Annotated in this window: 12 protein-coding genes; 9 read left to right on the top strand and 3 right to left on the bottom strand. The window is 62.7% G+C overall.

The features are described from left to right. Positions 1 to 208 precede the first annotated feature (208 nt). The 6 genes from fadB (at position 209) to LOY37_RS18490 (ending at position 7,548) form a co-directional block, all read left to right on the top strand. Positions 209 to 2,356, top strand: a complete 2,148-nt coding sequence (gene fadB / locus LOY37_RS18515; protein ID WP_045194915.1) for a fatty acid oxidation complex subunit alpha FadB — start codon at positions 209 to 211, stop codon at positions 2,354 to 2,356. Between the two features lie 31 nt (positions 2,357 to 2,387). Continuing rightward, positions 2,388 to 3,563 (top strand): acetyl-CoA C-acyltransferase FadA, encoded by a 1,176-nt coding sequence (fadA, locus tag LOY37_RS18510; protein WP_045194913.1) that lies wholly within the window; start codon positions 2,388 to 2,390, stop codon positions 3,561 to 3,563. A 79-nt stretch (positions 3,564 to 3,642) separates the two neighbouring features. Continuing rightward, the gene (locus LOY37_RS18505) at positions 3,643 to 3,894 is read left to right on the top strand and encodes a DUF1653 domain-containing protein (protein ID WP_045194911.1); all 252 of its coding nucleotides are present in this window, start codon (positions 3,643 to 3,645) and stop codon (positions 3,892 to 3,894) included. Between the two features lie 100 nt (positions 3,895 to 3,994). Continuing rightward, positions 3,995 to 6,607 (top strand): type I DNA topoisomerase, encoded by a 2,613-nt coding sequence (gene topA, locus LOY37_RS18500; protein ID WP_010226976.1) that lies wholly within the window; start codon positions 3,995 to 3,997, stop codon positions 6,605 to 6,607. A 135-nt stretch (positions 6,608 to 6,742) separates the two neighbouring features. Beyond that, positions 6,743 to 7,264, top strand: a complete 522-nt coding sequence (locus LOY37_RS18495; RefSeq protein WP_258715480.1) for a DUF6586 family protein — start codon at positions 6,743 to 6,745, stop codon at positions 7,262 to 7,264. Positions 7,265 to 7,314: 50 nt separating this feature from the next. Further along, positions 7,315 to 7,548 carry a hypothetical protein gene (locus LOY37_RS18490; protein WP_045194907.1) on the top strand — a complete coding sequence of 78 codons (234 nt, stop codon included), beginning with the start codon at positions 7,315 to 7,317 and terminating at the stop codon, positions 7,546 to 7,548. 67 nt (positions 7,549 to 7,615) lie between these two features. Here LOY37_RS18490 and sulA read toward each other — a convergent pair whose 3' ends face one another. Both sulA and lexA read right to left on the bottom strand, forming a co-directional pair. Continuing rightward, entirely contained in the window at positions 7,616 to 8,110 is a 495-nt protein-coding gene (gene sulA / locus LOY37_RS18485) for an SOS-induced cell division inhibitor SulA (protein WP_093380765.1), read from the bottom strand. A gap of 10 nt (positions 8,111 to 8,120) precedes the next feature. After that, entirely contained in the window at positions 8,121 to 8,729 is a 609-nt protein-coding gene (lexA, locus tag LOY37_RS18480; RefSeq protein WP_258715479.1) for a transcriptional repressor LexA, read from the bottom strand. Positions 8,730 to 8,959: 230 nt separating this feature from the next. Between lexA and LOY37_RS18475 the strand changes: the two genes are divergently transcribed. The 3 genes from LOY37_RS18475 to nagZ are packed head-to-tail and all read left to right on the top strand — an operon-like array spanning position 8,960 to position 11,265. After that, positions 8,960 to 9,673: a TetR/AcrR family transcriptional regulator gene (locus LOY37_RS18475; protein ID WP_258715478.1), complete on the top strand. Its 714-nt coding sequence runs from the start codon at positions 8,960 to 8,962 to the stop codon at positions 9,671 to 9,673. A 46-nt stretch (positions 9,674 to 9,719) separates the two neighbouring features. Beyond that, positions 9,720 to 10,244: a L,D-transpeptidase gene (locus LOY37_RS18470; RefSeq protein WP_123565451.1), complete on the top strand. Its 525-nt coding sequence runs from the start codon at positions 9,720 to 9,722 to the stop codon at positions 10,242 to 10,244. A 22-nt stretch (positions 10,245 to 10,266) separates the two neighbouring features. Then, positions 10,267 to 11,265 (top strand): beta-N-acetylhexosaminidase, encoded by a 999-nt coding sequence (gene nagZ / locus LOY37_RS18465; RefSeq protein ID WP_176794328.1) that lies wholly within the window; start codon positions 10,267 to 10,269, stop codon positions 11,263 to 11,265. 90 nt (positions 11,266 to 11,355) lie between these two features. Here nagZ and LOY37_RS18460 read toward each other — a convergent pair whose 3' ends face one another. Next, entirely contained in the window at positions 11,356 to 13,671 is a 2,316-nt protein-coding gene (locus LOY37_RS18460; RefSeq protein ID WP_258715477.1) for a DEAD/DEAH box helicase, read from the bottom strand. Positions 13,672 to 13,673 lie beyond the last annotated feature (2 nt).

Raw genomic sequence — 13,673 nt, 5'->3', positions numbered from 1 at the left:
GATCTTTTCGTTGAATGTGTGCATACCCAAATCAAACGGGCGTATGAATTGAGCGTTTGTATTGTCAGACGGCTCTTACAGAATCCCGACTATCGCGCTGGCGGGTGTGCCTGGCGCAAGGGTTCGGCAACAACGGCCATTGGCCGGCCGGGCCTTTCACCAGCGATCGGCGTGTACAGTTCAGCTTCCATATCGTGGAGATCAGTTGATGATTTACGAAGGTAAAGCCATCACGGTTAAGGCTCTTGAAAGCGGCATCGTCGAACTGAAGTTCGACCTCAAGGGTGAGTCCGTCAACAAGTTCAACCGTCTTACCCTGAACGAATTGCGTCAGGCCGTAGACACCATCAAAGCCGACGCATCGATCAAGGGCGTGATTGTCAGCAGTGGCAAGGACGTGTTCATCGTCGGCGCGGACATCACCGAGTTTGTCGACAACTTCAAGCTGCCCGAGGCCGAACTGGTCGCCGGCAACCTGGAAGCCAACCGGATTTTCAGCGATTTCGAAGACCTGGCCGTGCCGACCGTTGCCGCGATCAATGGCATCGCCCTGGGCGGCGGCCTGGAAATGTGCCTGGCGGCGGACTACCGCGTCATGGCCAGCAGCGCCAAGATCGGCCTGCCGGAAGTCAAACTGGGCATCTACCCGGGCTTCGGCGGTACCGTGCGCCTGCCGCGCATCATCGGTGCCGACAACGCCATCGAGTGGATTGCCGCCGGCAAGGAAAACCGTGCTGAAGACGCGCTGAAGGTCGGCGCCGTCGATGCCGTGGTGGTTCCCGAGCTGCTGCAGGCTGCGGCCCTGGACCTGATCAAGCGCGCCATCAGCGGCGAGCTCGACCACAAGGCCAAGCGCCAGCCGAAACTGGAAAAACTCAAGCTCAACGCCATCGAGCAGATGATGTCGTTCGAAACCGCCAAGGGTTTCGTCGCCGGTCAAGCTGGCCCGAACTACCCGGCGCCGGTCGAAGCGATCAAGAGCATCCAGAAGGCCGCCAACTTCGGTCGTGACAAGGCCCTGGAAGTCGAAGCCGCAGGTTTCGTCAAACTGGCCAAGACCTCGGTCGCCGAGAGCCTGATCGGCCTGTTCCTCAACGACCAGGAGCTCAAGCGCAAAGCCAAGGCCCACGACGAAATCGCTCACGACGTGAAGCAGGCCGCCGTACTCGGCGCCGGCATCATGGGCGGCGGCATCGCCTACCAGTCGGCGGTCAAGGGCACCCCGATCCTGATGAAGGACATCAACGAAGCCGCCATCCAGCTGGGCTTGAACGAAGCCTCCAAGCTGCTCGGCAAGCGCGTTGAAAAAGGCCGCCTGACCCCGGCGAAAATGGCCGAAGCGCTGAACGCGATTCGCCCGACCCTGTCCTACGGCGACTTCGGCAACGTCGACATCGTCGTCGAAGCCGTGGTCGAGAACCCCAAGGTCAAACAAGCCGTGCTGGCTGAGGTGGAAGGCCAGGTCAAGGAAGACGCGATCCTTGCGTCCAACACCTCGACCATCTCCATCAACCTGCTGGCCAAGGCCCTCAAGCGTCCGGAAAACTTCGTCGGCATGCACTTCTTCAACCCGGTGCACATGATGCCGCTGGTCGAAGTCATCCGTGGCGAGAAGTCCAGCGAAGTGGCCGTCGCTACTACCGTGGCCTACGCCAAGAAGATGGGCAAGAACCCGATCGTGGTCAACGACTGCCCGGGCTTCTTGGTCAACCGCGTCCTGTTCCCGTACTTTGGCGGCTTCGCCAAGCTGGTCAGTGCCGGTGTCGACTTCGTGCGCATCGACAAGATCATGGAAAAATTCGGCTGGCCGATGGGCCCGGCCTACCTGATGGATGTGGTCGGCATCGACACCGGCCACCACGGCCGTGACGTCATGGCCGAGGGCTTCCCGGACCGCATGAAGGACGACCGTCGTTCGGCCGTCGATGTGCTCTACGAGGCCAAGCGCCTGGGCCAGAAGAACGGCAAGGGCTTCTACGCCTACGAGACCGACAAGCGCGGCAAGCCGAAGAAGGTCGCTGACGCGGCAGTCCTCGAAGTGCTCAAGCCGATCGTCTACGAGCAGCGTGAAGTCAGCGACGAAGACATCATCAACTGGATGATGATCCCGCTGTGCCTGGAAACCGTTCGCTGCCTGGAAGACGGCATCGTCGACACCGCGGCCGAGGCCGACATGGGCCTGGTCTACGGTATCGGTTTCCCTCCCTTCCGTGGCGGCGCGCTGCGTTACATCGACTCGATCGGTGTAGCCGAATTCGTTGCCCTGGCCGACAAATACGCCGATCTGGGTCCGCTGTATCACCCCACCGCGAAGCTGCGTGAAATGGCCAAGAACGGCCAGAGCTTCTTCGGTTAAGCGCCCAACGATATAGAGCGAGAGTGAATATATGAGCCTGAATCCAAGAGACGTGGTGATTGTCGACTTCGGTCGCACCCCGATGGGCCGCTCCAAGGGTGGCATGCATCGCAATACCCGCGCCGAAGACATGTCCGCGCACCTGATCAGCAAGGTGCTGGAGCGCAACACCAAGGTCGATCCGAGCGAAGTCGAAGACGTCATCTGGGGCTGCGTCAACCAGACCCTGGAGCAGGGCTGGAACATCGCCCGCATGGCCTCCCTGATGACCCAGATCCCGCACACCGCTGCCGGCCAGACCGTCAGCCGCCTGTGCGGCTCCTCGATGAGCGCGCTGCACACCGCCGCCCAGGCGATCATGACCGGCAACGGTGATGTCTTCGTCGTCGGTGGTGTCGAGCACATGGGCCACGTCAGCATGATGCACGGCGTCGACCCGAACCCGCACATGTCGCTGTACGCCGCCAAGGCCTCGGGCATGATGGGCCTGACCGCCGAAATGCTCGGCAAGATGCACGGCATCAGCCGTGAGCAGCAGGACCTGTTCGGCCTGCGTTCGCACCAGCTCGCCCACAAGGCGACGGTCGAAGGCAAGTTCAAGGATGAGATCATCCCGATGCAGGGCTACGACGAGAACGGCTTCCTCAAGGTCTTCGACTACGACGAAACCATTCGCCCGGACACCACCCTGGAAAGCCTGGCGGCCCTCAAGCCGGCTTTCAACCCCAAAGGTGGTACCGTGACTGCCGGTACTTCGTCGCAGATCACCGACGGTGCCTCGTGCATGATCGTCATGTCGGCCCAGCGTGCCCAGGACCTCGGTATCCAGCCTCTGGCGGTGATCCGTTCCATGGCCGTGGCCGGTGTCGACCCGGCAATCATGGGCTACGGTCCGGTTCCGGCAACCCAGAAAGCGCTCAAGCGCGCGGGCCTGTCGATCGCCGATATCGACTTCTTCGAGCTCAACGAAGCCTTCGCCGCACAGGCCCTGCCAGTGCTGAAGGATCTGAAAGTGCTCGACAAGATGGATGAGAAGGTTAACCTGCACGGCGGCGCCATCGCCCTGGGCCATCCTTTCGGTTGCTCCGGTGCGCGGATTTCCGGCACTCTGCTCAACGTCATGAAGCAGAATGGCGGGACCTTCGGCGTTTCGACCATGTGCGTCGGCCTGGGCCAAGGCATCACCACCGTCTTCGAACGCGTTTAACGCTTCGCTGGACGGAAACCGGGGCCTGGTGCCCCGGTTTTTGTTTTTGCAGCAAATTTTTTTCAAGAGGGTGAGCAACATGCAGATACAACCAGGCGTATACCGGCATTACAAGGGGCCTGAGTATCGTGTGTTCGGCACCGCGCGCCATTCCGAAACCGAGGAGTGGGTGGTGTTCTACCAAGCCCTGTACGGCGAATTCGGCCTGTGGGTGCGACCGCTTTCGATGTTTCTGGAGTCGGTCGAGGTTGACGGCGAGCAAGTGCCGCGCTTTGCTTTGGTCAAGGCTGAAACCGAGCTGTTTTCCCGCTCCGATGCCGAGGGTGGCTAAAGCCCCGCGCTTGACCTCACTCTGTTGCCACTATATATAGCGGTGCCGCGTCAGGTACCTGCCGTGTTTTTATTTTCAGTATTCAGGAATTTTCCGATCCATGGGCAAATCGCTGGTCATTGTGGAATCCCCGGCTAAGGCCAAGACCATCAACAAGTACCTGGGCAGCCAGTACGTGGTGAAGTCGAGTATCGGCCATATCCGAGACCTGCCCACCAGCGGTTCGGCCAGCGCCAGCAAGGAGCCTGCCGCCAAGCGCGGCAAGGCCGCCGCGGGCGAAGCGCCGGCCCTGTCGCCGAAAGAGAAGGCGCGCAAGCAGCTGGTTGCGCGCATGGGCGTCGACCCTGACCACGGCTGGAAGGCCAAGTACGAGATTCTCCCGGGCAAGGAGAAGGTCATCGACGAGCTGCGTCGCCTGGCCAAGGATGCCGACACCATCTATCTCGCAACCGACTTGGATCGCGAGGGGGAAGCCATCGCCTGGCACCTGCGCGAAGCCATCGGCGGGGACGACAGCCGCTACAAGCGCGTGGTGTTCAACGAAATCACCAAGAAAGCCATCCAGGAGGCGTTCTCGCAGCCTGGCGAGCTGGATATCGACCGGGTCAACGCCCAGCAGGCGCGGCGCTTCCTCGACCGCGTGGTGGGCTACATGGTTTCGCCACTGCTGTGGGCCAAGATCGCCCGCGGCCTGTCTGCCGGCCGGGTGCAATCGGTGGCGGTGAAGCTGGTGGTCGAGCGTGAGCGCGAAATCCGCGCCTTCATCCCTGAAGAATACTGGGAAGTGCACGCCGACCTGGGTACCGCCAAGGACGCCAAGGTGCGTTTCGAAGTGGCCCGCGAGAACGGCGAAGCCTTCAAGCCGCTGAACGAAGCCCAGGCCATGGCAGCGCTTGCGCAGCTCAAGTCGTCCAGCTACACCGTGGCCAAGCGTGAAGACCGCCCGACCAGCAGCAAGCCGTCGGCGCCGTTCATCACCTCGACCCTGCAGCAGGCCGCGAGCAACCGCCTGGGCTTCGGCGTGAAGAAAACCATGATGATGGCCCAGCGTCTGTACGAAGCCGGCTACATCACCTACATGCGTACCGACTCGACCAACCTTTCGGTCGATGCGGTGGAAATGGCCCGCAGCTACATCGAAAGCGAGTTCGGCAAGAAGTACCTGCCCGAAGCGCCGATCGTCTACGGCAGCAAAGAGGGTGCCCAGGAGGCGCACGAAGCGATTCGTCCGTCCGACGTCAACACCCATCCGACCAAGCTCAGCGGCATGGAGCGTGACGCCGAGCGTCTGTACGAGCTGATCTGGCGCCAGTTCCTGGCCTGCCAGATGCCGCCTGCGCAGTACCTGTCGACCACCGTCAGCGTCACCGCCGGCAACTTCGAACTGCGCGCCAAGGGCCGTATCCTCAAGTTCGACGGCTACACCCGGGTACTGCCGCAGCAGAGCAAGCCGGGCGATGACGATGTGCTGCCGGAAATGAACCAGGGCGAAGTGCTCAAGCTGATCCAGCTCGACCCGAGCCAGCACTTCACCAAGCCGCCGGCGCGCTACTCCGAAGCCAGCCTGGTCAAGGAGATGGAAAAACGCGGCATCGGTCGTCCTTCGACCTACGCGGCGATCATCTCGACCATCCAGGATCGCGGTTACGTGACCCTGCACAACCGCCGCTTCTACTCCGAGAAGATGGGCGACATCGTCACCGAGCGCCTGTCCGAGAGCTTCTCCAACCTCATGGACTACGGCTTTACCGCCGGCATGGAAGAGAACCTCGATGATGTGGCCCAGGGCGAGCGCGACTGGAAAAACGTGCTCGACGAGTTCTACGGCGACTTCAGCAACAAGCTCAAGCTGGCCGAGGACGGCGAGAAGGGCATGCGTGCCAACCAGCCGACCCTGACCAACATTGCCTGCAAGGAATGTGGCCGGCCAATGATGATCCGCACCGCCTCCACCGGCGTGTTCCTCGGCTGCTCGGGCTACAGCCTGCCACCGAAAGAGCGCTGCAAGGCCACCGTCAACCTGGTCCCTGGCGATGAGATCGCCGCCGATGACGAGGGTGAATCGGAATCGCGCGTGCTGCTCAACAAGCACCGCTGCCCGATCTGCTCGACTGCCATGGATGCCTACCTGCTCGATGAGAAGCGCAAGCTGCACATCTGCGGTAACAACCCGGACTGCACCGGCTACGAAATCGAAGAAGGCAACTACCGCATCAAGGGCTACGAAGGGCCGAGCCTTGAGTGCGACAAGTGCGGCAGCGAGATGCAGCTCAAGACCGGCCGTTTCGGCAAGTTCTTCGGTTGCACCAACGCCGAATGCAAGAACACCCGCAAGCTGCTCAAGAGCGGCGAGGCGGCGCCGCCGAAGATGGACGCGGTGAAGATGCCGGAGCTCAAGTGCGAGAAGGTCAACGACACCTACGTGCTGCGTGACGGCGCTTCGGGGTTGTTCCTGGCTGCCAGCCAGTTCCCGAAAAACCGCGAGACCCGCGCACCGCTGGTGATCGAGATCATCCCGCACAAGGACGAGATCGATCCGAAGTACCACTTCCTCTGCGAAGCGCCGAAGAAGGACCCGGACGGTCGCCCGGCAGTCATTCGCTACAGCCGCAAGACCAAGGAGCAGTACGTGCAGACCGAGGTTGACGGCAAGCCGACTGGCTGGCGTGCGTTCTACGACGGCAATGCCTGGAAGGTCGAAGACAAGCGCTGATCGCCAGGTCAGGTAAAAATCGCGGGGCAAGCCCGCTCCTACAGTCTGTAGGAGCGGGCTTGCCCCGCGATGCTTTTCAGGCCTGCACTAGTGTAGATTGATAGACCGCCTTGCAGCCTTTCGGAGGGCACCCAGATGGCCCAGGAACTCTACACCCGCACCAACCAGAAGATTTACTTCGCAGGCCTGGCCCTCGAAGCCCTTGGCAAGGCGCAGGAGAGCCGGGTCATGAACGCCCAGGCGCTGATCCAGGCCGAGCGCGAATCGGCGCTGTTCCACCTGTACGGCGCGTTGCTGGGCTTGTGTCACGAGATTGCCGGGTTCTATCGTTTGCCCCAGGCCGGCGCACCCCGCGCCGAGCTGCTGCTGACCCGTGAAGTGCTTGAGGCCATTGCCATTCCAGAGATGGCCGAACTGGTCGAACTGGCTGAACAGCGCGAAACCTGGCTGGCGCAATTGCTTGACGCTTATGCCGATTTGTTCCGACCGCCGGTCGCGAAAAAAGCAGCAAAAACCGACGTCACCCAGCCGCTGATTCAGGCGGTGAGCCTCGACGAACCCGAGGCGCCAGCGCTGTCGCGCGAAGAGCTGGAAAGCTGGCGGCAGAATCTCAAGCGCCTTACGGTTCGTTTTCGCGAGGGTTTGAGTGAGTGCTGATTGGGGCAACGGCTGGTACAATGCCGGCCTTTCGTGGAGAACAGCCCCTTATGCCAACGTCCTTTCTAGAAATTGTCGAGTTGCCTGATGGCCGGATCGAGCTGCGCCGTGCCGAGGACGAGGGTTCGTTGGTAACCCTGGATTTCTCCGAGGACGCCAAAGCCTTTTTGCAGGGTCAGCACGTCGAAGTGGCCAAGGCCATGCTCAGTGTTGGCGTGCAGATGGCTGGCAAGCTGGTGGAAGGCGAGATCGAGCGCGACGACGGGCCGCGGGTTCTGCACTGATCGCCTGCATGGCTTCCTCGTCCTGAGGAAGCCTGGCGAAATTCAACGATTGAAACAGACCTGAATATCAGCCGAGGCGGATGTTCAGGCTTTGTGCGTCTCCTGCGCGGGCGGCATTGCTCAGTTGCTGACGGGCGCTGCTGCTGACGGTATTGAGCCAGCTGACCACAGTGTGGCTGCGGCCCAGGCGCAGGGCTTCGCAGGCCAGTTGCAAGGCGCTCTGGTTGCCGCGCGGTTGCAGCAGCAGGATGCGCTCGCGGTTCAGCCCGGCCTCGCGCAGCCAGGCCTGGGTCAGGCTGGCGGGTGGAGCGATCAGGGTCAGCCAGCGGGCGTCATGTTCTTCGCTCAACTCGCTCAGTTCACGCAGCATCGGTGCCAGCAGGCTCTGGCAGCTACCCAGTGCGCCACGCAAGGACAGCTCGCTGAAAACCTGGGCCGCGCCGGGGTGGGGTGCAGGCCTGGAGTTTTTCAGTCCGGGCAGTACCGGCTGGGCCAGGAATGCTTCGAACAGTGGCAATTGTGCTTGCAGCGGTACGTTCTGTGACGCAGGGGGGAACTGCATGATGCCTCCTTTACCGGCGTATGACGCCGACACTCAAGCCCTCGATCACCAGCTCCTGGTCTTTCAGGTTGACTTCGATAGGGGCGAATTCGGGGTTCTCGGCAATCAGCCAGACCTTGCTGCCTTCGCGCTTGAAGCGCTTGACCGTGACTTCATCGCCGATGCGGGCGACGACGATCTGGCCGTTACGGGCTTCGCGGCAGGTGTGTACCGCCAGCAGGTCGCCGTCGACGATGCCGACATCCTTCATGCTCATGCCATGAACGCGCAGCAGGTAGTCGGCACGCGGATGGAAGAACGCCGGGTTGATGTTGCAGGACTCCTCGATGTGTTGCTGGGCGATGATCGGCGCACCGGCTGCTACCCGGCCGATGATCGGCAGGCCGCTGTCGTCGGGCTTGGCTTCGAAGCCCGGGATGCGAATGCCCCGTGACGCCCCGGGGGTCATTTCGATCGCACCCTTGCGGGCCAGGGCCTTGAGGTGCTCCTCGGCGGCGTTGGGCGATTTGAAGCCCAGCTCCTGGGCGATCTCTGCGCGGGTCGGCGGGAAGCCGTTGTCTTCCAGGCAGCGTTTGATAAAAGCCAGAATCTCAGCTTGGCGTGGCGTCAGTTTTAGCATGTCGATCGCTCTGTCTTTTTATACAGTGACTGGGATTATATACAGTGGGTGGCAAGCTGCAAGCGCCAAGCTTCAAGAAACGGCACAGGGGCGTTCTTGCAGCTTGCAGCTTGTGGCTTGCAGCTATGGTTTAATACGTGACCATATGGCCGCAAAACGGCTGCGCGGACTTGACAAATCACCACTTTGAAACGTATGTTTCAAACAAGTGTTTGTCAGGCGGAGAAGTCATGGCCCAGTCGGAAACCGTAGAACGCATTCTCGATGCTGCCGAGCAGCTGTTCGCGGAAAAAGGTTTTGCCGAAACCTCATTACGGCTGATCACCAGCAAGGCCGGCGTCAACCTGGCGGCGGTGAACTACCATTTCGGTTCGAAGAAGGCCCTGATCCAGGCGGTTTTCTCGCGTTTCCTCGGGCCGTTCTGCGCAAGCCTTGAGCGCGAGCTGGAGCGTCGCCAGGCCCGCCCCGAGCAAAAGCCCACCCTTGAAGAGCTGCTGGAGATACTGGTCGAACAGGCCCTGGTGGTACAGCCACGCAGCGGCAACGACCTGTCGATCTTCATGCGCCTGCTGGGCCTGGCCTTCAGCCAGAGCCAGGGTCACCTGCGCCGCTACCTTGAAGACATGTACGGCAAGGTATTCCGCCGCTACATGCTGCTGGTCAACGAAGCCGCGCCGCGCATTCCGCCAATCGAGCTGTTCTGGCGCGTGCACTTCATGCTCGGCGCTGCGGCGTTCAGCATGTCCGGGATCAAGGCCCTGCGCGCCATTGCCGAAACCGATTTCGGCATCAATACCTCGATCGAGCAGGTCATGCGCCTGATGGTGCCGTTCCTGGCCGCCGGCATGCGCGCCGACAGCGGCGTCACCGACGAGGCCATGGCTGCCGCGCAACTGCGCCCGCGCAGCAAGTCCTCCAGCGCTCCGGTCGCCGCCAAGGCCTGATGCCACGGCTGGGCGCGGCGGGCCGCATCGGCTAAGCTAGCGCCCCATGGCCAGTCTCGATTTCCTGCATATTTCCCTCGCTGATCAATGCCTCTATGGGTTCGCCCAGGGGCAGTTGCGCCTGCGCCTCGAGATCTCCACCGCGCGCAATGGCGCGGGCGAGCTCAATGGTTCAGGTTGCACGCCGCGAGGGCGCCACCAGGTACGTGCCAAGATCGGCGCCGGCCTGCCGCAAGGCGCGGTGCTGCGCGGGCGGCGCTGGACTGGCGAGACCTGGTCGGCCGAGCTGCATGAACAATTTCCCGGTCGCGACTGGATCCTTACGCGCATTCTCTGGCTCAGCGGTTGCGAGCCGGGCGTCAATCGCCTGGGGCCAGTCGACACCTTTCGCCGTTACATCTACCTGCATGGCACGCCCGATAGCGAACCTATGGGTGTGCCGTTGTCCCATGGCTGTGTGCGCTTGCGCAACGCCGACCTGCTGAGCCTGTTCGACCAGGTGCCGGTGCATTGCCCGGTGCAGATCGACGAAGCCGCGTGCCCCCAATGGGCTCACATCAGCGTCAACTGAAGGATCAATTATGAGTGCCAGCCTGCAAGGCTCCCTGATGGTCGACATCGCCGGTACCTGGCTGACCGCCGAGGACCGCCAGCTTTTGCGCCAGCCCGAAGTGGCCGGCCTGATCATCTTTGCCCGCAACATTGAAAGCCCGCGCCAGGTGCGTGAGCTGTGTGCCTCGATTCGCGCCATTCGCCCGGAACTGATCCTGGCGGTGGACCAGGAGGGCGGTCGGGTCCAGCGCCTGCGCCAGGGCTTTGTGCGGCTGCCGGCGATGCGCGCGATTGCCGACAACGACAACGCGGACTATCTGGCCGAACAGTGCGGTTGGCTGATGGCCACCGAGGTGCTGGCGGTGGGCCTGGACCTGAGCTTTGCGCCAGTGCTGGACCTCGATCACCAGCGCAGCGCGGTGGTCGGCAGCCGTGCCTTTGAAGGCGATCCACAGCGCGCCACGTTGCTTGCCGGTGCTTTTATCCGCGGCATGAACGCTGCGGGCATGGCCGCTTGCGGCAAGCATTTCCCCGGTCATGGCTGGGCCGAGGCCGATTCCCATGTGGCGATCCCTACCGACGAGCGCAGCCTGGAGCAGATCCGCGCAGCCGACCTGGTGCCGTTCACCCGCTTGAGCGGGCAAATGGCGGCAGTAATGCCGGCCCATGTGATCTACCCGCAGGTCGACAACCAGCCGGCCGGTTTCTCCCGCCGCTGGTTGCAGGACATCCTGCGTGGCGAGCTGGGTTTCAACGGGGTGATCTTCAGTGATGACCTGTCCATGGCTGGCGCCCACGTGGTCGGCGATGCGGCCAGCCGCATCGAGGCGGCGCTGAGTGCCGGCTGCGACATGGGCCTGGTGTGCAATGACCGTGCAGCGGCGGAACTTGCCCTGAGCGCGGCCCAGCGCCTGAAGGTCAAGCCTTCGCCGCGGATTGCGCAGATGCGCGGGCAGGGCTTTGCCCGTACCGACTATCGCCAGCAGCCGCGCTGGCTGGAGGCGCTGGGGGCGCTCAAGGAAGCGCAACTGGTTGATTGATGGCAATCGCGGGTCAAGCCCGCTCCCACACAGGATCGCAATCTTCTGTGGGAGCGGCGGTACGGCGACCCGACTTGACCCGCGATGAATTCAACCGGATCTAGAGCCGTGCCGCTTCCCCGGCAACGGCGCAAACAACGCATCGATATCCTCCGCCGCCAAACGCCAGTCCCCCGCCTGACGCCCATCCAGCACACCCGCCGCCAACGCCGATTTCTCCAGTTGCAACTGCTGGATCTTTTCTTCCACCGTGCCCCGGGTAATCAGCTTGTAGACGAACACCGGCTTCTCCTGGCCGATGCGATAGGCACGGTCGGTGGCCTGGTTTTCCGCGGCCGGGTTCCACCACGGATCGTAGTGGATCACGGTGTCGGCCGCGGTCAGGTTCAAGCCCACACCACCGGCCTTGAGGCTGATCAGGAAGATCTGCAATTGCCCGCTCTGGAAGTCCTGCACCGGCGAGCGGCGATCGCGGGTCTCGCCGGTCAGCAGGGCATAGGCGATACCGCGGTGCTGCAGTTCGGCCTCGATCAGCCGCAGCATGCTGGTGAACTGCGAGAACAGCAGGACGCGTCGCCCTTCGGCCAGCAGTTCTTCGAGCATTTCCATCAGGCTGGTGAGTTTGCCGGAGTGGGCGCCGCGCGCGGTCGAGGCTTCGCTGTTGATCAGGCGTAAATCGCAGCACACCTGGCGCAACTTGAGCAGCGCTTCGAGAATGATGATCTGGCTGCGCGCCACGCCCTTGCGGGTGATTTCGGCGCGCACTTTCTGGTCCATGGCCAGGCGCATGGTTTCGTACACGTCACGCTGGGCATCGCTTAGCTCGACCCAGTGGATCATTTCGGTCTTGGCCGGCAGTTCGGTGGCCACCTGCTCCTTGGTGCGCCTGAGCAGGAAGGGCTTGATTCGCGCATTCAGGTACTGCAGGCGTTCATCGTTGCCCTGGCGCTCTATCGGCACGCGGTAGTCGCGATTGAAGGCCTTGGCATCGCCCAGCCAGCCAGGCAGCAGGAAGTGAAACAGCGACCACAGCTCGCCCAGGTGGTTTTCCAGCGGCGTGCCGCTCAGGCACAGGCGCTGGCGTGCTTCGAGCTGGCGCGCGGCCTGGGCCGCCTTGCTGTTCGGGCTCTTGATGTACTGCGCCTCGTCGAGGATCAGCACATCCAGCATCAGGCCCTTGAAGTGCTCCAGGTCCTTGGGCAGCAGGGCGTAGGTGGTCAGCAGCAGGTCGTAGTCCTGCAGGTTGTCGAAATGCTTGCGCCGGCCAATGCCCTGCAGGGCCAGTACGCGCAAGCCTGGGGCGAAGCGCGCAGCTTCGTCCTGCCAGTTGGGGATCAGGCTGGTAGGCATCACCACCATCGCCGGGCGGGTCAGGCGTCCGGCGTTCTTTTCGCAGAGCAGGTGGGCGAGGGTCTGCAGGGTTTTGCCCAGGCCCATGTCGTCGGCGAGGATGCCGCCAACCTGCAGCTCGCGCAGGGCCTGCATCCAGCTCAGGCCTTCGAGCTGATAGGGGCGCAGGGTTGCGTTCAGGCCATCCGGGGTTTGTGCCGGCTGCAAGCGAATATCGCGCAGCCGTTCGCCCAGGCTGCGCACCTGTTCGCCACCTTGCCAGCTCAACGGCAGGTCTTCCAGGTCGTTGAGGCGAGTGGCGTCCAGGGTTGGCAGGCGCACGCTGGTTTCGCCGGGTTCGCGCAGGTAAAAATCACCCAGGGTGGCCAGCACCGGCTTGAGGCGGCCGTAGGGCAAGGCCACTTGCAGATTGCGCCGTGCTTCACCGGCGGGGGCGGGGATCTGCACCAGCAACTGCTCGTCATCGCGGCGTTTGTATAGCTGCGCCGGGTTGAGCAGCTCCGGGTGGCTGCGCAGCACATTGAGCAGAATCGGCAGCAGGCTCAGGCGCTGGCCGTTGATCTCGATGCCCAGCTCCAGGTCGAACCAGTCGCGGCCGCTGGCTTCGTCGATGTGCGCATACCAGTCGTCAACCTCGGCGAGGTTGAAGGCGAAGTCCTCGGTGTACTCGATCTCCCAGCCTTGCTCGCGCAGGCTGGGCAGATCGTTGAGCATGAAACGCAGCCAGGCCGCTTCGGAAGCCAGCTCCAGCAGGTCGCCGGCACTCTCCGGCAAGGCTTTGCTTTGCCGGGTGGCCACCTTGAAGCCCAGGCGTTGAAGGGTTTGGCGGATCTGACTTTCGGCTTCGGCGTGGCGCTGTATGCGTTGGCTGCTGACGTCCAGGCGGCCGGCTTCCTTGCCTTGCCTGCCGCTGGCGCGGATGCCGTCATAGTTGAACGACAGCGCCGCCCGGTGCTGGTGCTGGCGCTGCATCCGGCCGGTTTGCGGCACGTAGGCGCTGAACTCGTGGCTGCCCAGGATCAGGTGAGGTGTGGGGGCAAGACCATCGTTAGGCATCG

It is taken from the genome of Pseudomonas sp. B21-012 (assembly GCF_024749305.1).
Taxonomy (GTDB): domain Bacteria; phylum Pseudomonadota; class Gammaproteobacteria; order Pseudomonadales; family Pseudomonadaceae; genus Aquipseudomonas.
This window is presented reverse-complemented; position numbering and strand designations above follow the sequence as displayed.